We start from the raw sequence: 21,651 nt of genomic DNA on the forward strand, positions 1-21,651 counted from the left end.
ACTGAGACTGGCGGGTAGCGACAGGCAATATCGCGGATATAAGGAGCGCATCATGGTTGCGGTTGAGCGGGCCAGCCTTGCGCGGGCGTTCGGCAAGGTGGCGGTGGATCTGGCCGATCTGAATTTTGGCAGTGCCATCAAAGGTGTGATCGACGCCACCGGCGCATTCAAAGCCGATCAGGAAACCCCACCCACGGCAGAGGAGGGAGCGAAGCTGCTGCTTCAGCGCGCCGCCTATGCCGCTGCCATCCGCATCATCCAGGCGGAGGTGCGCAATGCCCCGGTGATGGCGGCGGAAGCCGACCTGCGGGAGATCGAGGTGGCGATCCTGGGTGCCACTGCCGACATTACCTTTGAACTGACCGAAATCGCCCTGACCGATCCGGAGCGCTGGCCGGGCCTGGAGGGGCTGCTGACCCTGTTCGACTGGTTCATGCGGGCCTGCGCGGTGCCCGACGACAAACGGCCGCCGATCCGCCGCGCTTTCGCCGACGCGCTGCCGCTTGCGCTGGCCGGGGAGTGGCGGAACGCGGAGCGGGAAAAGGATTATCAGGCGCTGCGGGCGGCGCTGGAGCCGACGCCGTTCGATCTGCCGGCGCAGCGGTCGTTGCAGTGGAATGCTTACCGCGACCGTCAGGTCAAGGCGATGGATGCGCCGTTGCGGGCGCTGAACCCGGAGAAAATCCGTTGCTCCCTGAACGACCTCTACGTCCCCCTGCGAGCCGCCGTGGGCGATCCTGAGGCGCCGGAACGGGCGAGTGGAGAGCGACGCAAACGGACCCTCGTTTGGCTGGATGAAGCGCTGTATAGCTGGGCGACCCGGACGGATCATGGCCCGTCAGAGCGGATTCGCGTGCTGTCGGGTGAACCCGGCGCCGGCAAATCAAGTGCTTGCATGAAACTCGCCGCGCGGCTGGCGGCGGAAAAGCGGCGGGTGTTGTTGGTGCCACTCACCCGTCTGAACATCGCAAAAGGCTCGCTCGAGGAGTTGGCCCGCTATCTGGCCGGGGACCTTGGGCATGATCCTTTCGATCCTCCGTCGGCTGGCGAACCGTTGGTAATGATCCTGGACGGGTTGGACGAGCTGGCCAAGTCCGGCCAAGGGGCGACGGTGCTGCTGAACGGGTTCATCACCGATCTTGGACAGCGCCTGTCGGAGTGGAACCGTGACGGCACCCGTGTGCTGCTGCTGCTTGCTGGGCGGCCGGGCGCCGCTGGCGCCGCGGTGGCCACCGGGGCCATTGGCCGCAGCGATGACGCCCGTCTGCATGTGCTGCGCTATCGCATCCCCGAGTATGACCGTCACGCCTACGAGCCGCAGGATTTGGCTGATCTCGATCAGAGGTCGGACTGGTGGAGGCGCTTCGATTCTGTGGGCGGGATGCCCGAGTCGCTGAACCGCGAGGACCCACATATCGACTCGCTGACCGAGCAGCCACTGTTGAACTGGCTACTGGCGCAAATCCTGACCGAAGAAGGGCCAGAACGGGCTGCCACTATCAGCGATGTCCATGACCTCTATACCCGCTTGTTCGGCCATGTCCTCGACCGTATCCATCGGCGGCCGCAGGGGGACGGGAGCACAGAGGCTATCGACCCAGTTCGTGACCGGCTGGAACAGATGCTGGAAGAGGTCGCGGTGGCGGCATGGCATGCAGGTACCGACCGCGCTGTACCCTTGAATGCAGTTGAAAAGCGGCTCGCCGATAATAGGCTCTCCGGCGAATTGAGGCTACTTTCCAATAACACTGATGCGGCCCTTACTACGCTGCTCGACAGCTTTTTCTGCCGCGCTCACCAGGGGGTGGAGCATCGGCTGGTCGAATTTACTCACAAGAGCTTTGGTCAGTTCCTCGTTGCCCGCCGGGTGGTCCGGATGCTGCCGGACATGCCCAATCCCCAGCATTCAGACCGCTATACGACCGAAGCTGCGTTGAAGAAATGGATGGAACTGTGTGGTCCGGCGGCTATGGACCGTGCGACCTACGATTTTCTATCCGCGCAGGTGGCTGCCGAAGCCGTCCATGGCCCTCTGAAGTCCACCCAATGGCGGGACACCCTGTCTAACTTGTTAGTCGAGTGTCTGGAAAAAGGCATGCCATTGCCGGACGGTGTGTTGCGCTCTAGGGCTAGCGAACGGTTAGTTCGTAACGCCGAGATCGCTATGCTTTGTGCTGTCGCGGCAGCGTTCCGCGTTTCGGAGGAAAAACCTGCTTCCATCCGGATCGACTCTGCGATTCTGCCCACAACCTTGCATCGCCTCGCCGGCCCTATGACGGACTGGTCCGTCGCTCGGGACACATTTCACGTCTTCGACCTGACAGGCGCCGACCTGTGGGGCGCTGACATGTGGGGCGTCAACCTAATGGGTGCCGATTTGATGGGCGCGGACCTGATAGGCGCGAACCTGATGGGCGCTAATCTGAGTGACGCGGACCTGATGAACGCAAACTTGATGGGCGCCAATCTGAGTGACGCCAATCTGACGCGCGCCAATCTGAGTGACGCCAATCTGACGCACGCCAACCTGAGTGACGCCAATCTGACGCGCGCCAATCTGACACGCGCCAACCTGAGTGACGCCGATCTGACACGCGCCGATCTGAGCGACGCCAATCTGAGTGACGTCGACCTAGAATTAGTACAGTTGGAACCAAAGCAACTTGCCGCCTATTCCCGAACTCCATGAACAAGAGCAGGAGGCAAAACGATCATGATCCGCTATCTCGCTACTCCCCGATACAGCTCCATGTACTCCTCCGCCGGGCCGTGCCAGCCGAAGTCCCGCGTCATGGCGCGGCGTTGCATGGCGTGCCAGCGCTCCGGCTTGCGGTAGACGGTCAGTGCGCGGCGGAGCGCCCAGACCAGTTCCTGGCCGGTGGCGTTGACGAACTGGAAGCCGGTGGCGCTGCCGTCGGCGCTGGCGGCCGGGTTGGCGTCGATCACCGTGTCGGCGAGGCCGCCGGTGCGGCGGACCAGCGGTAGGGTGCCGTATTTCAGGGCGTAGAGCTGGGTCAGGCCGCAGGGCTCCGAGCGGGACGGGACCAGGAACAGGTCGGAACCGGCCTGGATGCGGTGGGACAGCGGCTCGTCATAGCCGACGCGGACGCCGACCGATTGCGGGTGCCATTGGGCGAGGTGGCGGAAGCCGGCTTCGCTGTCGGCGTCGCCGCTGCCGAGAACCACCAGCTGGCCGCCCCAGGACACCCATTGGCTGGCAGCCTCAAGCACCAGATCGAGGCCCTTGTGCCAGGTCAGGCGGCTGACCACGGCGGCCAAGGGCGCGTCGGGGCGGCGGTCCAGGCCGAAGGCGGATTGCAGGTCGGCCTTGCAGGCGTCCTTGCCGCCGAGGTCGTCGGCGGTGTAGCGGGCGGGCAGATGGGGATCGGTCGCCGGGTCCCACACCGCGTAATCGACGCCGTTCAGGATGCCGGTCAGCACGTCGGACCGGGTGGCGAGCAGGCCCTGCAGGCCGGTGCCGTGCTCCGCCGTCTGGATTTCGTTGGCGTAGGTCGGGCTGACCGTGGTCAGGCGGTCGGCGTAGAAGCAACCCGCCTTCAGGAAACTGATGTTGCCGTAATACTCGACGCCGTCGATGCGGAAGCTGGACGACGGCAGGCCGATGTCGCCCATCATCCAGGGGCCGAAGACGCCCTGATAGGCGATGTTGTGGATGGTCAGCACGGTGCCCGGCCGGAAGGGGCCGGCGAAGCGGTCGGGGCGCAGGGCCAGATAGGCGGGGATCAGCCCGGCCTGCCAGTCGTGGCCGTGCAGGATGTCGGGCCGCCACCAGGGATCGTAGGAGTCCTCCGCCGCGAAGCCTGCGGCGACCCAGGCGAGCGCGGCGAAGCGCAGGGCGTTGTCGGCCCAATCCTTGCCGTCCGGCCCGAGATAGGGGTTGCCGGGACGGTCGTACAGCGACGGCGCGTTCAGCGCATAGGCGAGGACCCCGTCGGCGGTGCGGCCGATGCACAGCTGGGCGCGGTCGCAGCCGGGCAGGTCGGTGATCAGGTCGCCGACCTCGTGCAGGTTCTGCAGGCTGTTGAGAACGGCGGGATAGCCCGGCAGCAGCAGGCGGACATCGGCGCCGGCGGCGTTCAGGGCCGGCGGCAGGGCGGCGGACACGTCCGCCAGCCCCCCCGTCTTGACCATCGGGTAGCATTCGGACGTGACGTAGAGGACGCGCATCGGGAAGGCACTCGGGTGAAAGGCGGGGAAGGGCGGGGTTAGTGCTCACACTGCCGTCATCCCCGCGGCCGTCATCCCCGCGGAGGCGGGGATCCAGGCTGTTCCGAAGATCGGCTTCGGGGGCGCTGGATTCCCGCCTTCGCGGGAATGACGGCTGAGGGGGTGAGGGGCCGGCTTCGGTCGGAGGGGGAGGAGGTTCCTACTCCTTCGGCAGCTTCTCGATCATCTCGCGGGTGATGAGGACGACGCCGCCCTCGCTGCGGTGGAAGCGCTTGGCGTCCAGCTCCGCATCCTCGCCGACGACGAGGCCGTTGGGGATGCTGACGCCGCGGTCGATCACCACCTTCTTCAGACGGCAATGGCGGCCGATGTCGCATTCCGGCAGGACCACCGCCTCGTGCAGCTCGCTGTAGGAGTTGACGCGGACCGAACTGAACAGCAGCGACCGCCGTACGGTGGAGCCGGAAATGATGCAGCCGCCGGACACCAGGCTGTCCACCGCCATGCCGCGGCGGTTCTCGTCGTCGAAGACGAACTTCGCCGGCGGAAGCTGTTCCTGATAGGTGAAGATCGGCCAGTCGCGGTTGTACAGGTTCAGCTGCGGCGTGACGTGGCAGAGGTCCAGGTTGGCTTCCCAATAGGCGTCGATGGTGCCGACGTCGCGCCAGTAGGGGGCGTCGTCGGGCGCGTCGATGATGGCGCTGTCGGCATAGTCGTGGGCGATGATCCGCGCACCGGTCTTCACCAGATGCGGGATGATGTCCTTGCCGAAATCGCGGCTGGAGCCGGGGGTGGCGACGTCGCGCTCCAGCTGGTCGTAGAGGAACTGGGCGTTGAAGACGTAGATGCCCATGCTGGCCAGCGCCAGATCGGGGCGGCCGGGCATCGGCGGCGGATCGGCCGGCTTCTCCACGAAGTCGATGATGCGGCGGTCCTCGTCGATGTGCATCACGCCGAAGCCGCTCGCCTGTTCGCGCGGAACGGCGATGCAGGGGACGGTGACGTCGGCCTTGCGGTCGATGTGGTCGAGCAGCAGCGCGCCGTAATCCATCTTGTAGATGTGGTCGCCGGCCAGGATCAGGACATATTCCGGCTCGTGGTCGCGCAGGATGTCCAGGTTCTGGAATACGGCGTCGGCGGTGCCCTGGTACCACTCCGTCTCGCTGACGCGCTGCTGGGCCGGCAGCAGGTCGCAGAACTCGTTCATCTCGCCGCGGAAGACGTTCCAGCCGCGCTGGAGATGGCGCAGAAGGCTGTGCGACTTGTACTGCGTCAGCACGCCGATGCGGCGGAAGCCGGAATTGACGCAGTTGGACAGTGCGAAGTCGATGATGCGGTACTTGCCGCCGAAATAGGTCGCCGGCTTGGCCCGCCGGTCGGTCAGTTGCTTCAGACGGCTTCCGCGTCCCCCGGCCAGCACCAGCGCCACCGCACGTCGCGGTGCGAGGCGCAGATCGCGTTTGTCGAGCATGGCCGTTACCCCCTTTGCCTTATTCTTGCGGCCGCGGGCGAGCGGCCAATCCAATTGGAGGCGTTGACGGTGCCACATCTCGCCGCCATGTCCAATAGGCCCGGCGTCGGGTTTGCCTCGGCTTACCCGCCGGATCTTCAACCCGCGGTCCTAGGAGGAAAGCGGTGGAGAATGCGGGGCAAGCCGAAAGGACTGGATGGACGGGGTAGGGGGCGCCCGATCCTGCGCCAGTGACCGCCGCGCGGGCCCATAGCTGCCTAAATTTTCATCATCTGCCGGAATGACAGCCAGAATGCCGGGCTAAATCGAGGTGTCCGGCCTTGCCGATCAGTCGAAAGCCCGAAAATTGCAGCAGAATGAGGGCTCCGGAACCTGCCTGTTTTCTGTGCAGACATCGGGTGCGACTCGTCCGGGGCTGCCCGTTCGGGGGTCCGGTCCCGGGACAACCCTGACGATTCCAAGCCGTTTTCGACTGGCACGCTTCTTGTAACGCTGGAGGCGTCCTTGGTCCCGTCCGCCGCCCCGTCTTTGCCGGGGACGGGGCGACCGGGACGGGGTCGCCCCAGTGCGGTGCCCAGCGCGCGGAACACCTCCGGTGCCGCGCCGGCCGTATCGGGGCGGGAGCGATTTTGGAGAAAGAGGAGCCTCGATGAACCGTCTGTTCCTTCTGGCCGCACCGATGATGGCGGTTGCTCTGGGCGCGGTCGGCATGCCGGCCGCAGCCCTTGCCCAGGACGCGGCTGCTGCCGCTGCTGCTGCCGCGCCGGCGGCTCCGGCGCTGAATGGCGGCGACACCGCCTGGATGCTGATCTCCACCGCGCTGGTGCTGATGATGACCATCCCCGGCCTGGCGCTGTTCTACGGCGGCATGGTCCGCAAGATGAACGTGCTGTCGACGGTGATGCAGAGCTTCGCCATCACCTGCCTGATCAGCGTCCTGTGGTACGTGATCGGCTACAGCCTGGCCTTCACCGGCACCGGCGCCTATGTCGGCGGTCTCGACCGGCTGTTCCTGAACGGGCTCGACTTCTCGAAGGCCTTTGTGCTGGGCGAGGCGACGGGGTCGGGCGTCGCGACGACGATCCCCGAGCCGGTCTTCATGATGTTCCAGATGACCTTCGCGATCATCACCCCGGCCCTGATCACCGGCGCCTTCGCCGACCGCATGAAGTTCTCCTCGCTGCTGGTCTTCACCGCCCTGTGGTCGATCGTGGTCTATGCGCCGATCGCCCACTGGGTCTGGTATCCGTCGGGCTTCCTGTTCGGCCTGGGCGTGCTGGACTTCGCCGGCGGCACGGTCGTGCACATCAATGCGGGTGTGGCCGGTCTGGTCGCCGCGCTGGTGATCGGCAAGCGCAAGGGCTACCCGAAGGAAGCCTTCATGCCGCACAACCTGGTGCTGTCGCTGATCGGCGCCTCGCTGCTGTGGGTCGGCTGGTTCGGCTTCAACGCCGGTTCGGCGCTGACCGCCGGTCCGCGCGCCGGCATGGCGCTGGCCGCCACGCACATCGCCACCGCCGGTGCCGCCATGGGCTGGCTGTTCGCGGAGTGGATCGTCAAGGGCAAGCCGTCGATCCTCGGCATCATCTCCGGTGCCGTCGCCGGTCTGGTCGCCGTGACCCCGGCCGCCGGCTTCGTCGACCCGACGGGCGCCATCATCATCGGCATCGTCGCCGGCGTGGTCTGCTTCTGGTCGGCCACCAGCCTGAAGCACATGCTGGGCTATGACGACAGCCTGGACGCCTTCGGCGTGCACGGTGTCGGCGGTCTGGTCGGCGCCCTCCTGACCGGCGTGTTCGCCAAGATGTCGGTGTCCAACAGCGAAGGCGGCTTCGCCTCCGTCCTGCAGGCCGACCCCAACGCCACGCTGGGCCTGCTGGAAGGCAACGCCGCCGCCGTGTGGATCCAGGTCCAGGGCGTGCTCTACACCATGGTGTGGTGCGCCGTCGCCACCTTCGTCCTGCTGAAGGTCGTCGACGTGGTGATGGGCCTGCGCGTCGAGGAGGATGTGGAGCGCGACGGTCTCGACCTCGCCCTGCATGGCGAGAGCATCCACTAAGACAAATCCCTTTCCCACGGGTCTCTCCGAAAAGGCCGCCGGTTCTCCGGCGGCCTTTTTCGCATCGATTGTTGCACGGGTGGAAACGCTGTGGCGCGGGCGGGCCGGCTTCACGGCGGGGCCGGGGCGGACTACCTCTGGTGCAACGTCATTGTGTTTTGCCAGGAGTTGCCGCCATGTCCACCAAGCCCGCCACCCCCGGTGTCCGCCCGGTGCTCGCCGCCGTGGAGGGCATGGCCACCTCCGACGGGGCCGGGGTCAGCATGACCCGCATGCTGGGCACCCCCCGTCTGCGCACGCTCGATCCCTTCCTGATGCTGGACCTGTTCGGGTCGGACCAGCCGACGGACTATCTGGCGGGCTTCCCCGACCATCCCCACCGCGGGTTCGAGACGGTGACCTACATGCTGGCCGGCCGCATGCGCCATGCCGACAACCACGGGCATGAGGGCGTGATCGAGACCGGCGGCGTGCAGTGGATGACCGCCGGCCGCGGCCTGATCCATTCGGAGATGCCGGAGCAGACCGAAGGGCTGATGCGCGGCTTCCAGCTGTGGATCAACCTGCCGGCCCGGCTGAAGATGACTGACCCGCGCTATCAGGAGTTCCCCGCCGCCTCCATTCCGGTGGAAAAGCGCGAGGACGGGGCGACCGTCACCGTCATCGCCGGCGACACCGCCCGCGGCACGGGCGGCCCGGTGCGGGCCGAGGCGACCGACGCCCGCTATTTCGACGTGACGCTGCCGCCGTCGGTGTCCTTCGCCGAGCCGCTGCCGGCCGGCCACACCGCCTTCCTGGTGCTGTTCGAAGGCACGCTGGATGTGGGCGGGGAGGGAGCTTTTTCGGGGCCGCGGGTGATCGTGCTGGGCGACGGCGAGCGGGTGGAGGCGGTGGCCGGGCCGGAGGGCGCGCGCTTCCTGCTGCTGGCCGGCGAACCGATCGGCGAACCGATCGCCTGGGGCGGCCCCTTCGTCATGAACACGCGGGAGGAGGTGATGCAGGCCTTCCGCGACTTCGAGGAAGGGCGCATCTGATCGCCGGATGCTGCGCGGGGCCGGTCCTCATGGTCCGCCCCACGCGGCATCTCGTGCCTTGCACCCCCGCCGTCCCCGGTTATCATGGCGCATTCCGTATTAACACCAACGATGGCGGGGAGCCGGGGCGATGCGAGCAAAGGGTCTGATGGGTGGCTTCAGGGCGGCTGCGGCTGCGGCACTGCTGGCTCTGACGCTTGCCGGGGGACTTTTCTCCGCCAAGCCGGCCGCCGCCGTGGACTTCTCCAAGGCCGCCGCCGATTTCGGGCCCGAGGGCGCCTGGACCAACCAGTGCGACATCGACCGGATGACCGACAGCAAGACCTGCCGGCTGATGATCTACCGCCTGTTCGACGACGGGAAGGATGTCGGCTTCATCGCGCTCAGCATCATTCCGACCGGGAACGACTTCCACCTGTTCCTGACCACCAGCCAGGGCCTGATCGACCGCTGCGCCATCCGCGTCGACCGCCAGCCGCGCATCGAATCGCATGTGGCGACGCTGAACATGTGCATGTTCCCGAACTTCGTGTCCGGCCGCGTCGCCGACCAGTTCCGCAACGGCTCGTCCATCCTGGTCCGCGTCAACTCCCCCCGCAGCGGCAAGCGCGACATCGACTTCCCGCTGAACGGCTTCTCCCGCACCTTCGAGGAGATGCAGCGCAGCCTGCAGTGAGGGGGAGTGATGCCCCCCCTCTCCCCCCCCGGGGAGAGGGTCGGGGTGAGGGGGATGCATGGGGTGGATTTGGTGCAGGGCGGAGAGTGCGCGATGCTTGAAGATCCTCGCCGCGCGTCCCCCTCACCCTAACCCTCTCCCCGGGGGGGAGAGGGGATTTTTGGAGAGAGTGCGGCCTTACCCCGGCAGCCGGTAGCCCGCCGACGGTTCCTGCATCGGGCAGCCGTTGCGGTCCATGCGGAATTCGGCGGAGCGGTCGTAGGCCAGGCGGCGGGCGCGCATGATCGAACCGAGCGGCCGGTGCGCGGCCAGACCGTGCCAGGGGCTGAAGGACAGCCGGTCGTCGCCGGCGCGCGACCGTTCCTCGCTCCACGCCGTCTGCGCCGGCACGGTGAGGCGGGCGACGGCGCGGTAGGGGCTCAGCTCCTCCGGCCACAGCACGCTGGCATCCTCCACCGGCATGCGCTCCTCGTCGGTGCGCAGCTGGGCGCGCAGTTCCCAGACGGCTTCGTTGTCGCGGAAGAACTCCACCACCGCCTCGCGCAGGCCGTTCGGCTTGCCGTTGACGGTCAGCGGCGCATTGGCCAGCGCGGTCAGTTCCGGCGAGACCGGCACGATCTGCAGCTTGGCGATATGGTCGCCGAAGCGCAGAGCCGCCTGGCTGTAGAAGGTTTCGCCCAGGATGTGGGTTTCCGGGTGGCCGCCCAGCGTCTTCAGCGTGGCGCTCTCGCCGCCGAAGGCCTCCACCACCCGTTCGGCGGCGCGCAAGCCCGCCGACAGCGCCTTCTTCGCCGTTTCCGCCCGGTCGGTGGTGGCGGCGAGCAGCTTCAGCGTCTTCAGGAACTGCTTGGCGTCGGGGGCCGAGAAGACGGGGGCGTTGGCCATGACGAAATCCTGCGTGGCCTCGTCCTCCGATCCCGGCATCCGGTCGCCGGACACGCCCAGCACCTTCACCGCCAGACCGCGCGGGGTCGACACGCTGTCGGGCAGGATGTCGCCCGGCGTGGTCGACAGCCGCAGGATCGCCGGATAGCTCTCCGCCCGCGCGAACAGGCCCTGGGCAAGCTCCGCCGGCAGATCGTCCAGCACGTCCAGCCGGCCGATCAGCAGCCCGTGGCTCTTGGCATGGACGCTGCGGTTGGCGTGGCCGCTGTCCTCGAAGGTCTTGGCGCTGATCGACAGCATCGTCTCCGCCAGTTCCTCGAAGATCCGGGCCTCATCGGGACCGGGATTTTCGACCGACGGCGCGTAAGGCAGGGGCTTGGCATTGGGCTGGGCAAAGGCAGCGGACAAGGGACCGGCTCCGGAATGGGGAAGGGGCGGGGTGCAGCCGGGACAACAGCCGGATTGTGTCGTCCGTTCCGCAACGATCCGCCGGAGCCGGCGGAGGTTAATGACAAGGGATGGGATCCGCCTTTGCTGTTCGCACTGCACAAGAAAAAGCGTGCTTGCAAATATTCAAGCACGACTCATGCGAGTGTGTTTTTGCGGTCGTTCCAATCTTCTATTGAAATTAACCAAGAGGATCGGAAGATTCCTTATAAGAAGTCTGTGGCGCTGAGGTGCCTTGCCTGCTTATCCTTCAAGGTGGGAGGGTCGGAGATTTTCGATCACTTTGCGGAGTTCGAAGAGTCCGGCCGGATCGGCGACCGAAGGATGCCCAATGACCAGCTGGCCTGCGATACGTCCCATCAGGTGGGTGCGCGGCTGCGTCCTTCTGCTGGGACTTCTGCTGGCGGCGATGGCGCCGTCCGCCGATGGGCGACCGACAGCAGTGAACCGGACGGTGCTGGTCCTGCATTCCTACCACCAGGGCTACGAGTGGACCCATGGTCAGGCCGACGGTATCACCAGGCTGTTGGAGGCGGAGGCGCCGACCGCGATCGTGATTGCCTATTACCTGGACTGGAAGCGCTTTCCGGACCGGAGCGGCCTGGAGCTTCTACGGGCACTGATCGCCTTTCGCCATCCTCAGGGCACCGTCGATGCCATTATCACCACCGACGATGCGGCATTGGAATTCGCTCTCGACCTGCGGCGGGAATTGTATGGGCCGGTGCCGCTGGTGCATGGCGGCGTGATCGCAGCAACGGCACGCCAGCTGACCGCAGGCGAGCGCAATGTGGCCGGGGTGGACGAGGGCAAGGATATCGAAGGAACCGTCCGCATGGCGGCTGCGGCCAATCCGAAGCTGCGCCACCTGTTCCTTCTGCGCGACCAGACCGAATCGGGACTTGCCCTGGATGTGGAGGTCGAGGCGCTGGCGGCGGCCGGCCGTCTTCCCGCCGGGCTGGAGCGGCATGTGCTGCCCGACCTGCCCTTCGCCCGGCTGGAGGATCGGCTGGCGACCCTGCCGCCCGACAGCGCCGTGCTGCTCGGGAGCTATGCCTCCGATGCCGACGGAATGGTTCTGCCGCCCGAGCAGTTCCTGGAATTGATGAGTGAGCGGAGCAGCGCGCCGATCTTTGGCCTGCAGGACTTCCTGCTCGGCCACGGCATCGTCGGCGGCAGCCTGCTGAGCGCACAGGAGCACGGCCGGGCGGTGGGACGGCTGGCGGTGAGGATGTTGAACGGCGACGGGGTGGCTGGCCTGCCGGCGGAGACGAACCGCTCCGTTTCCCGCGCGGCGGATTACCGGCAGGCGGAGCGGTATGGCATCGACGCCATGTCGTTCGGTCCGCTCGACCGGCTGGTCAACAAGCCCTTCTCCTTCATGGAGACCTACCGCTGGCTGGTGGTGACGGTCGGCGGCGTGCTGCTGCTGCTGTTCGGCATGGTGCTGGTGCTGTCCTTCGCGCTGCGCGAACGCCGGATGGCCGAGGCCGCTCTGCGGGTGAGCAACGATGCGCTCAGCGACTCCCGCCGGGAGCTGCAGGCCAAGGTGGAGGAGCTGACCGCCAGCAAGGAGGCGCTGCGCGGGCGTGAGCGGTGGATGCGGCTGGTGGCCGAGGCGTCGCGCGACATCATCTGGACCTGGGACGTCGTCAAGGACCGCCGGGTCCTGTCCGGCCGGGTCGAGGAACTGCTGGGGGTGGATGCCGTCAGCATCAATTCGCTGGCGGCCTGGTTCGAACGCGTCCACCCGGACGACCGTGCGCATGCGGAAGAGGAGCTGTGCCGCCACCTGTCGGGCGAGCTGCCGGAATACCGGGTGGAATACCGCGTCCGTCACCGCGACGGCAGTTACCTGTGGCTGTACGCCACCGGCAAGGCCCTGTTCGACGAGCAGGGGCATCCGACGATGATGGGCGGCTCCTACACCGACATCACCGCCCAGAAGCAGCAGCAGGCGCGGCTGGATCATCTGGCCCATTATGATTCGCTGACCGGGCTGCCCAACCGGCTGATGCTGGAACGGCATGTCGACCGGCTGATCGCCGACAACAGGGCGAGCGGCAAGGCCGGGTCGCTGGCGCTGCTGTTCCTCGACATGGACAATTTCAAGTTCATCAACGACGGGTTCGGCCACAAGGCGGGCGACGAGCTGCTGGCGATGATGGGCCGGCGCATCAGCAAGGGAGCCGGCGAGGGGCTGTTCATCGCGCGGCTGGGCGGCGACGAGTTCGTGGTGGTCGTCCAGGGCGGCGACGCCGGTGCCCCGGCGGAGGTGGCGCGGCAGGTGGAGCAGGCTCTGGCCGCGCCCTTCCTGGTCGAAGGGCAGCATTTCTACGTTTCCTGCAGCATCGGCATCGCGCGCTATCCCTGGGACGGCCGCTGTTTCGACGATCTGCTGCAGAATGCCGACACCGCCATGTACCGGGCCAAGGACAATGGGCGCGGAAGCATCTGCACCTTCACCGCCGACATGAACCTGAACGTGGTGGAGCGCATGCAGCTGCTCAGCCGCGCCCGGCTGGCCTTCGACCGCCAGTCCTTCAGCCTGCATTACCAGCCCCAGGCCGCGACGGCCGACGGCCGGGTCCGCGGCTTCGAGGCGCTGGTCCGCTGGACCGACTCGGAACTGGGGCCGGTGTCGCCGGACCGCTTCATTCCGGTGTGCGAGGATTCGGGCCTGATCGTCCCGCTCGGGCTGTGGGTGCTGGAGACCGCCTGCGTCGAGGCGGTCGGGCTGGCCTGCCGCGGGGCCGGCGACGTGACGATGAGCGTCAACATGTCGGCGGTCCAGCTGGCCCAGCACGATTTCGTGCCGCGGGTGCTGGAGATCCTGGCCCGCACCGGATTGCCGCCGCACCGGCTGGAGCTGGAGATCACCGAGTCGCAGATGATCGGCTCGCTCGACGCCGCCATCGGCAAGCTGAACGCGCTGCGGCAGGCCGGCATCCACATCGCGCTGGATGATTTCGGCACCGGCTATTCGTCGCTGACCTATCTGCGGACGCTGCCGATCAACACGCTGAAGCTGGACAAGGCCTTCATCGACGACGTCCACCGCCGCCCCGACGCGCGCAGCATGGTGTCGTCCATCTCGCGCATCGCCCACGACCTGAGCCGCAGCGTGGTGGCCGAAGGGGTGGAGGAGGCGGCCCAGTGGGAGGTGCTTGCGCAGATGGGCTGCGACCTGATCCAGGGCTATTTCATCAGCCGGCCGCTGCCGGCCGACCGCATCGACGCCTTCCTGGCGGCCTGGGAGGAGCGGCGGGCCGGCCTGCCGCTGATCGACGGCGACGATGTGGTGGTCGGCATGCCCTCCGCCGCGGCGACCCGGCCGCCGTCGCCGGTGTCGTGAGTCGTCGGCCAAACACCGCCAACGCAAAACGCCCCGCAGGCGGGCTGCGGGGCGTTTTCGGAGGCTGGGCTGACGGGACCGGAGGAGTCGCGCTCAGTGCCGCGTGCGGGCCGGGGTGATGTAGACGCCGTCCCAATCAACGCCGAACAGGGCGTCGTCGCCGGCCTCTTCCACCAGATCGTCATATTCGTGGGCCTCGATCAGCCCGAAGATGGAGGCGGTGCCGGAGGCGTCGAGGTCGCAGGTCACCACATGGCCGCCCACCTCGACGGAGGTGAAGAACACTTCCGGCAGTTCCATGCTGTCCAGGTCGGCGGTGACGGCGGCTTCGATCTCGTGGATGGAGCGGGACGACAGCGACACGCGCAGCTTGGCCGCCTGGGAGGCCCAGACGATGCGCTTGACGTGTGCCGGCTCCTTCATCTCCGCAACGCCCGCCGCCTCGTCGCCTTGGCCGGCCATCGCGATCATCCGGGAAACCAGGGTCGAGGTGCTGCTGGGTGCGCGCATTGAAGCCTCCGCTCGTTCGATGACGACAGATTTGCGCGCAGGCGGTTAACGGGGTCTTAAGCCGGCACCGGGGCTAAAGCCTTACCACCGCAGGAGTAGGCTTATCCGTTCGGTTCTAGTGGGCGGCAAGGGCGGCGGCGACCCCCGCCGCGACCCGCGCGTTGTTGCGGATCAGCGCGATGTTGGCGGTCAGGCTGCGCCCGCCGGTGATGCGCTCCAGCGCCGCCAGCAGGTGGGGGGTGATGTCCTTCCCCTTGATATCGTTGGCTTCCGCGTCGGCCAGCGCCTGGGTGACCGCGGCTTCCATCGCGTCGGCGTCCAGCTCGTCGGCCGGTGGGATGGGGTTGGCGAGCAGCACGCCGCCTTCCAGGCCAAGCTGCCATTTCGCCCGCAGGATGTCTGCCACCTGTTGAACGTTGTCACAACGATGATCGACGGGCAGGCCGCTGCGGCGGCTGTAGAAGGCGGGAAATTCGTCCGTGCCGAAGCCCAGGACCGGGACTCCGCGGGTTTCCAGCACCTCCAGCGTCTTGGGCAGGTCGAGAATCGACTTGGCGCCGGCGCAGACCACGCAGACGGAGGTGCGGGCCAGTTCGTCGAGGTCGGCGGAAATGTCGAAGCTGGTCTCTGCCCCGCGATGGACGCCGCCGATGCCGCCGGTGGCGAAGACGGAGATGCCGGCAAGCCGCGCCCCGATCATCGTCGCCGCCACCGTGGTGGCGCCGATGCCGCCGGTGGCGAGCGCGATGGGCAGGTCGCGGCGGCTCAGCTTGCGCGCCTTGTGGCCGGCGTTGGCCAGCCGTTCCAGCGCCGTGTCGTCCAGCCCGATGCGGATGCGCCCGTCCATCACCGCGATGGTGGCGGGGATGGCGCCGGCGGCCCGCACCTCCGCCTCCAGCGCGCGGGCGGTCTCCAGATTCTGCGGATAGGGCATGCCGTGGGAGATCACCGTCGATTCCAGCGCCACCACCGGGCGGCTCGCGGCAAGCGCGTCGGCGATCTCGGGGGTCGGCAGCAGGATCGGGTGCATGCGCTGGGTCTCCGGTTGTCGCGCCCTATATTAGGACGCATGTCCGCTGCACACCATTCCAATCAGGCTGGGTCCAATCCAGACCGTCCGCACCCCGACAAATGGATCAGGGTCCTGCCCGAGGGGCTCTATGTCGAGCCCGGGGGCTTCTACATCGACCCGGTGCGCCCGGTGGAGCGCGCGGTGGTCACCCACGGCCATTCCGACCACGCAAGGCCCGGCAACCGCCATGTGCTGGCGACTCCCGGCACGCTCGCCATCATGCGCCAGCGGATGGGGGAGGGGGTGGGGGGAAGCCTGCAGCCGCTGGAGTATGGCGAGGGGCTGACCATCGGCGACGTCAGGGTGCGGCTGGTGCCGGCCGGCCATGTGCTGGGCAGCGCGCAGGTGGTGCTGGAGCATGCCGGGTCGCGCGTGGTGGTGTCGGGCGACTACAAGCGCCGCCTTGACCGCACCTGCGCGCCCTTCGAGCCGGTGCCCTGCGACGTCTTCGTCACCGAGGCGACCTTCGGCCTGCCGGTGTTCCGCCATCCGCCCGACCTGGGCGAGGTGGGAAAGCTGCTGCATTCGATGGCGCTGTTCCCGGAGCGCAGCCATGTCGTCGGCGTCTATGCGCTCGGCAAATGCCAGCGGCTGATCACCCTGCTGCGGGCGGCGGGGTACGACCGGCCGATCTGGCTGCATGGCGCGCTGGAACCCTTGTGCCGGCTCTACAGCAGTCTGGGGGTGGAGTTGGGCGAGCTGCGGCCGGCCACCGTCGCGGCGAAAGAGGATTTGAAGGGCGCGCTGGTGCTGGCCCCGCCGGCGGCGGTGGCCGACCGCTGGGCGCGGCGGCTGGCCGATCCGGTGGTGGCGGTGGCGTCGGGCTGGATGCGGGTGCGCCAGCGCGCGCGCCAGCGCGGGGTCGAACTGCCGCTGGTCATCTCCGACCATGCCGACTGGGACGAGCTTTGCCAGACGCTGGAGGACGTCGGCGCGCCGGAGGTCTGGGTGACCCATGGCCGGGAAGAGGCGCTGGTCCATTACGCCACCAGCCGCGGCATCCGCGCCCGCGCGCTGGCGCTGATCGGCTTCGAGGACGAGGACGCTGAAGGAATTTCGGGAGGAGAGGCGTCGTGAACCGCTTTGCCGCGCTGATCGACGCGCTGGTCTTCATGCCGTCGCGCAACGGCAAGATCCGCCTGCTGGTCGAGCATTTCGCCACCGCGCCGGACCCCGAGCGCGGCTGGGCGCTGGCGGCGCTGACCGGGGCCTTGAGCTTCCGCGAAGCCAAGCCGGCGGCGATCCGCGAACTGGCGGCGACCCGGGTCGATCCGCAATTGCTGGCGCTGTCCTACGACTATGTCGGCGATCTGGCGGAGACGGTGGCGCTGATCTGGCCGGAGCGGCCCGAACGTGCGAACAGCCTGCCGCCCAGCCTGGACGAGGTGGTGGAGGGGCTGCGGGCCGCCAAGCGCGGGCAGGTGATCGGGCTGGTGGAGGGTTGGCTCGACACGCTCGACTCGTCGGGGCGGTTTGCGTTGCTGAAACTCATCACCGGGGCGCTGCGCATCGGCGTGTCGGCCCGGCTGGCCAAAACGGCGCTGGCGGAATGGGGCAGGGCGGTCCGGCCGGAGGTGAGCGTCGATGACGTGGAGGAGGTCTGGCACGGGCTGACCGCCCCTTACACAGAGCTGTTCGCCTGGCTGGAGGGGCGGGCGGAGCGTCCGGCCACCGGCTCCGGCGCCGGGTTCCGTCCGATGATGCTGTCCCACCCGCTGGAGGAGGAGGACCGCGCCGGGCTGGACCCCGCCGCCTATGCCGCCGAATGGAAATGGGACGGCATCCGCGTGCAGATGGTGGCCCGCGGCGGCGAGCGGCGGCTCTACAGCCGCACCGGCGACGACGTGTCGGGCGCCTTCCCGGACATCGTCGATCACATGAGCTTCGACGCGGTGCTGGACGGCGAGCTGCTGGTGGCGCGCGACGGGGTGGTGGCGCCGTTCAACGACCTGCAGCAACGGCTGAACCGCAAGACGGTGACGGCGCAGATGTTGCGCGACGGGCCGGCCTGGGTGCGGCTCTACGACATCCTGTTCGACGGCGAGGAGGATTTGCGCGGCCTGTCCTTCGTCGAGCGGCGCGCCCGGCTGGAACGCTGGTTCGAGGTGGTGCAGCCACGGCGGATGGATTTGTCGCCGATGGTGCCCTTCACGGTTTGGGACGAGCTGGTCGAACTGCGGGAGGGTGCGCGGGAGAACGGCATCGAGGGGCTGATGCTGAAGCGGCGCGACAGCGCCTATCTGGCCGGGCGGCCGAAGGGGCCGTGGTTCAAGTGGAAGCGCGGGGCGCTGACGCTCGACACCGTGATGATGTACGCCCAGCGCGGCCACGGGAAACGGTCGAGCTATTATTCCGACTACACCTTCGGCGTTTGGCGCGGCGAGGAGCTGGTGCCGGTCGGCAAGGCCTATTCCGGCTTCACCGACGCCGAACTGATCGAGCTGGACCGCTGGGTGCGCAACCACACCACCCGCCGCTACGGCCCGGTGCGCGAGGTGGAGGCCGGGCTGGTGCTGGAGGTCGCCTTCGACAGCGTGCACCCGTCGACCCGGCACAAGAGCGGGCTGGCCATGCGCTTCCCCCGCATCCACCGCATCCGCTGGGACAAGCCGGCGCACGAGGCCGACCGGCTGGAGACGCTGGCGGCGATGGTGGTCGGGTAGGCGAAGCCCTAACGCAGCGGCGCCGTCACCACGTCGACGGAGGTTTCCGCCACGGTGCCGACGACATCCACGGCGGTGCCGGCGATGCTGGCCGCACCGCTGGCCACGCCGGTGACGGCACCGCAGCCGCTCAGCGAAGCGCCCAGCAGCAACAGGGCAGCGAGCGGGAGAATGCGGCGGGAAGCGGGGCGGCTGGACATGGCGTCCTCCAGAAAACCAAAGGCTGAATCAGAACCGATGGCGATTGCAGCACGCAATCCCCACCGAAAGGTTAATTCGGGCATTTGGCACAACAGCCGCGGAATCCGCCGTCCTGCGAAGAAGCCGTCGCGGCACTGAATATTACAAGTAATTAATAGCGGTGTAATACCTTGATGTAGGTTTTCGCGAGGATTGGGGTGGATTAAAAGAAATCGGCATGGCTGCCATGAATATTCCTCCGTTTTCGGGAGTGTTTCTGTATGGCCGCATTCATTTCCAGTCCCATATCAGGCCTGCCGACCGACGAATGTCGTCTGCGAGCGATCGACTGGTAGGGAAAGACACCGATGCGCGACGGATCCTTTGCCGATCTCACCGCCCCCTACGACCGGGTGGCTCTTGTCCTGCAAGGTGGCGGAGCGCTGGGTGCCTATCAGGCGGGCGTCGTCGAGGGGCTGTTCAAGCACGACATCCATCCGACCTGGGTGGCCGGCGTGTCGATCGGCGCCGTCAACGCGGCGCTGATCGCCGGCAATCCGCCGGAGCGGCGCTGCGCCGCGCTGGCGGAGTTCTGGGCCCGCGTTGCCCCGCCTTCGCCCTGGGAGCATGCGGAGGCCCTATGGCGGCGGCTGGATCCCGACGGCCCGTCGATTTCCATCCTCAACCAATGGAGCGCGTGGCGGACGGCGCTGTCGGGGCAACCCGGCTTCTTCCGGCCGCGGCCGGCGGTGGAATGGGCGGCGGCCGGCCCCTTCGCCGGACCGACCAGCGTCTACGACACCGCGCCGCTGAAAAGCACGCTGGAGGACCTGATCGACTTCGACCGGATCAACCGGGGCGACATCCGGTTGTCGCTCGGCGCGGTCAATGTGCGGACCGGCAACTCCATCTATTTCGACACCGAGACCCACCGGATCGGCCCGGAGCATGTGATGGCCAGCGGCGCCCTGCCGCCCGGCTTCGCCCCCGTCGACATCGACGGCGAGGTCTATTGGGACGGCGGGCTGGTCTCCAACACGCCGCTCGACCATGTGCTGGAGGACCAGCCGCGCCGCGACACGCTGGTCTTCCAGGTCGATCTGTGGAGCGCCAGCGGTCAGGTGCCGCGCGGCATGTCGGAGGTGCTGGAGCGGCAGAAGGACATCACCTATTCCAGCCGCACCCGCTTCAACACCGACAAGGTCACCTACGAGCAGACCCTGCGCAACCAGCTGGTCACGCTGCTCGACCGGCTGCCCGACGATCTTCGCGACACGCCGGAGGCCAGGGCGCTGCGGCGTGCCGCCTGCGGGGCGGCGATCAACATCATCCACCTGATCTACCGCCGCAAAAGCTACGAGCGCGACAGCAAGGACTACGAGTTCTCCAACGCCGGCATGCGCGAGCATTGGGAGAGCGGCCTTGCCGACACCCTCGCCACGCTCGCCCACCCGGAATGGCTGGCAATGCCATCGCGGCTGGCCGGTCCCGTCACGCACGACGTGCGGCGCGCGGCCGCAACCGAAATCCCTACCGATACAGCTTGAACGCCAAGCAATGCAGCTTGAACGAAGGAGCGGACCCATGCGTTTGCAGGACAAAGTCGCCGTCATCACCGGGGCGGCGAGCGGAATCGGGCTGGAAATCGCCCGCACCTTCGCCGGCGAAGGCGCGCTGGTCGTCATCGCCGACCTCAACCAGGCCGGTGCCGACGCCGCGGCGGCCAGCCTCGATCCCACCGGCAAGCGGGCACTGGGCGTCGCCATGGACGTGACCGACGAGGCCCAGGTCGATGCCGGCATGGCCCGCGCCGTCGCCGCCTTCGGCCGCATCGACATCCTGGTCAGCAATGCCGGTATCCAGACGGTGGCGCCGGTCGAGCAGTTCGAGTTCGCGAAGTGGAAGCAACTGCTCGCCATCCATCTGGACGGCGCCTTCCTGACCACGCGCGCCGCCCTGCGGACGATGTACCAGCAGAAAAGCGGCAGCATCATCTATATGGGGTCGGTCCATTCCAAGGAGGCGTCGCCGCTGAAGGCGCCCTACGTCACCGCCAAGCACGGGCTGATCGGCCTCGCCAAGGTGGTCGCCAAGGAAGGGGCGGCGCATGGCGTGCGCGCCAACGTGATCTGCCCCGGCTTCGTCCGCACCCCGCTGGTGGAAAAGCAGATCCCCGAACAGGCCAAGGAACTCGGCATCTCCGAGGAGGAGGTGGTCAAGAATGTGATGCTGAAGGAGACCGTCGACGGCGAGTTCACCACGGTCGAGGACGTCGCCCAGGCCGCCCTGTTCTTCGCGTCCTTTGGATCGAACGCGCTGACCGGCCAGTCGCTGGTCGTCAGCCATGGCTGGTTCATGCAATAGTCTGTCGGAAAGCGATGGAATGAAAAAGGCGCCGGGTTGCTGACCTGGCGCCTTTTCTTTCAGTTCGACGAACTGGACGGTTTCACCGCGTCCACTCAGAACTCCTTCCAGTCGTCGTCGTCGCCGGTGCTGTGCTTCAGGACCGGGACCGCAGCGGCGCCGCGCGCGGGAGAGTCGCTCCGGTTGGCCGGCTTGGCCGTCAGTGTGGCATGGGCGCTGCCGTTGCCCCGGGCGGCGGGCTTCGCCATGGGCTTGGCGGCGGTGCGGGCGGGGGTCGTCGCGCCGCGGCGGGTGGTCGCGACCGCCGGAGCGGCATGGACGGCGACCGGCGCGCGCGGAGCCGCGGCGTAACCGAAGCCAGCCGCCTGTTCGAACTTGAAGAAGCCGACCAGCGACTTCAGGTCGCCGGCCTGACCGCTCATCGCCTGGGCGGCGGCGGTGGTCTCCTCGACCAGGGCGGCGTTCTTCTGGGTCATCTCGTCCATGTTGGCGACGGTCGAGTTGATCTCGTCCAGCGCCGTCGCCTGCTCGGCCGAGGCCGAGGCCATCTCGGCGATCAGGGTGGCCACCTGCTGCACGCCGGACACGATGCCCTGCAGCGCGTCGCCGGCCTTGCTGACCAGATCGACGCCGTCCTTCACCTGGGCGTCGCTGTCCAGGATCAGGCCCTTGATCTCCTTCGACGCCTGGGCGGAGCGCTGGGCGAGCTGCCGCACCTCCTGCGCCACCACGGCGAAGCCGCGCCCG

At 67.6% G+C, this 21,651-nt stretch carries 16 protein-coding genes; 9 read left to right on the forward strand and 7 right to left on the reverse strand.

Annotation, left to right across the window (positions count from 1 at the left end; genetic code table 11):
- Positions 1–52: 52 nt before the first annotated feature.
- Positions 53–2,689 carry a pentapeptide repeat-containing protein gene (locus TSO5_RS33260; RefSeq protein WP_109150952.1) on the forward strand — a complete coding sequence of 879 codons (2,637 nt, stop codon included), beginning with the start codon at positions 53–55 and terminating at the stop codon, positions 2,687–2,689.
- Positions 2,690–2,721: 32 nt separating this feature from the next.
- Here TSO5_RS33260 and glgA read toward each other — a convergent pair whose 3' ends face one another.
- Both glgA and glgC read right to left on the reverse strand, forming a co-directional pair.
- Positions 2,722–4,188 carry a glycogen synthase GlgA gene (gene glgA, locus TSO5_RS07160; protein ID WP_109150953.1) on the reverse strand — a complete coding sequence of 489 codons (1,467 nt, stop codon included), beginning with the start codon at positions 4,186–4,188 and terminating at the stop codon, positions 2,722–2,724.
- Between the two features lie 199 nt (positions 4,189–4,387).
- A complete protein-coding gene (glgC, locus tag TSO5_RS07165; RefSeq protein WP_109150954.1) occupies positions 4,388–5,659 on the reverse strand; it encodes a glucose-1-phosphate adenylyltransferase in 1,272 nt (423 codons plus the stop codon).
- A gap of 649 nt (positions 5,660–6,308) precedes the next feature.
- On the opposite strand from glgC, the gene TSO5_RS07170 reads away from it, so the two are divergent.
- From TSO5_RS07170 to TSO5_RS07180, 3 genes are all read left to right on the forward strand, one after another.
- On the forward strand, positions 6,309–7,718 hold the full coding sequence (locus TSO5_RS07170; RefSeq protein ID WP_109150955.1) for an ammonium transporter: 1,410 nt from the start codon (positions 6,309–6,311) through the stop codon (positions 7,716–7,718).
- A gap of 176 nt (positions 7,719–7,894) precedes the next feature.
- A complete protein-coding gene (locus TSO5_RS07175) occupies positions 7,895–8,752 on the forward strand; it encodes a pirin family protein (protein ID WP_109150956.1) in 858 nt (285 codons plus the stop codon).
- A gap of 130 nt (positions 8,753–8,882) precedes the next feature.
- Complete coding sequence (locus TSO5_RS07180) at positions 8,883–9,428, forward strand: hypothetical protein (RefSeq protein ID WP_109150957.1); 546 nt, start codon at positions 8,883–8,885, stop codon at positions 9,426–9,428.
- A gap of 177 nt (positions 9,429–9,605) precedes the next feature.
- Here the strand turns inward: TSO5_RS07180 and TSO5_RS07185 are convergent, their stop codons facing one another.
- Positions 9,606–10,721: a catalase family protein gene (locus tag TSO5_RS07185; RefSeq protein ID WP_247870628.1), complete on the reverse strand. Its 1,116-nt coding sequence runs from the start codon at positions 10,719–10,721 to the stop codon at positions 9,606–9,608.
- A gap of 370 nt (positions 10,722–11,091) precedes the next feature.
- On the opposite strand from TSO5_RS07185, the gene TSO5_RS07190 reads away from it, so the two are divergent.
- Complete coding sequence (locus TSO5_RS07190) at positions 11,092–14,115, forward strand: EAL domain-containing protein (protein ID WP_109150958.1); 3,024 nt, start codon at positions 11,092–11,094, stop codon at positions 14,113–14,115.
- A gap of 93 nt (positions 14,116–14,208) precedes the next feature.
- On the opposite strand, the gene TSO5_RS07195 is transcribed toward TSO5_RS07190, so the two are convergent.
- The gene (locus TSO5_RS07195; RefSeq protein ID WP_109150959.1) at positions 14,209–14,625 is read right to left on the reverse strand and encodes a hypothetical protein; all 417 of its coding nucleotides are present in this window, start codon (positions 14,623–14,625) and stop codon (positions 14,209–14,211) included.
- Positions 14,626–14,740: 115 nt separating this feature from the next.
- Positions 14,741–15,655: a pseudouridine-5'-phosphate glycosidase gene (locus TSO5_RS07200; protein ID WP_109150960.1), complete on the reverse strand. Its 915-nt coding sequence runs from the start codon at positions 15,653–15,655 to the stop codon at positions 14,741–14,743.
- A 39-nt stretch (positions 15,656–15,694) separates the two neighbouring features.
- On the opposite strand from TSO5_RS07200, the gene TSO5_RS07205 reads away from it, so the two are divergent.
- Together TSO5_RS07205 and TSO5_RS07210 are read left to right on the forward strand one after the other, a co-directional pair.
- Positions 15,695–16,774 (forward strand): ligase-associated DNA damage response exonuclease, encoded by a 1,080-nt coding sequence (locus TSO5_RS07205; protein ID WP_109150961.1) that lies wholly within the window; start codon positions 15,695–15,697, stop codon positions 16,772–16,774.
- Positions 16,771–18,360, forward strand: a complete 1,590-nt coding sequence (locus tag TSO5_RS07210; RefSeq protein ID WP_109150962.1) for a cisplatin damage response ATP-dependent DNA ligase — start codon at positions 16,771–16,773, stop codon at positions 18,358–18,360. The genes TSO5_RS07205 and TSO5_RS07210 overlap by 4 nt, the downstream gene beginning before the upstream one ends.
- An 8-nt stretch (positions 18,361–18,368) precedes the next feature.
- On the opposite strand, the gene TSO5_RS07215 is transcribed toward TSO5_RS07210, so the two are convergent.
- Positions 18,369–18,560 carry a hypothetical protein gene (locus TSO5_RS07215; RefSeq protein WP_109150963.1) on the reverse strand — a complete coding sequence of 64 codons (192 nt, stop codon included), beginning with the start codon at positions 18,558–18,560 and terminating at the stop codon, positions 18,369–18,371.
- 348 nt (positions 18,561–18,908) lie between these two features.
- Between TSO5_RS07215 and TSO5_RS07220 the strand changes: the two genes are divergently transcribed.
- Together TSO5_RS07220 and TSO5_RS07225 are read left to right on the forward strand one after the other, a co-directional pair.
- Positions 18,909–20,087 (forward strand): patatin-like phospholipase family protein, encoded by a 1,179-nt coding sequence (locus TSO5_RS07220; protein ID WP_109150964.1) that lies wholly within the window; start codon positions 18,909–18,911, stop codon positions 20,085–20,087.
- 37 nt (positions 20,088–20,124) lie between these two features.
- Complete coding sequence (locus TSO5_RS07225) at positions 20,125–20,904, forward strand: 3-hydroxybutyrate dehydrogenase (protein ID WP_109150965.1); 780 nt, start codon at positions 20,125–20,127, stop codon at positions 20,902–20,904.
- A 95-nt stretch (positions 20,905–20,999) separates the two neighbouring features.
- Here the strand turns inward: TSO5_RS07225 and TSO5_RS07230 are convergent.
- The coding region (locus TSO5_RS07230; RefSeq protein WP_247870629.1) for a methyl-accepting chemotaxis protein at positions 21,000–21,651 on the reverse strand (652 nt) is incomplete at its 5' end.

Origin of the sequence: Azospirillum sp. TSO5 (genome assembly GCF_003116065.1) — a bacterium.
GTDB lineage: Bacteria > Pseudomonadota > Alphaproteobacteria > Azospirillales > Azospirillaceae > Azospirillum.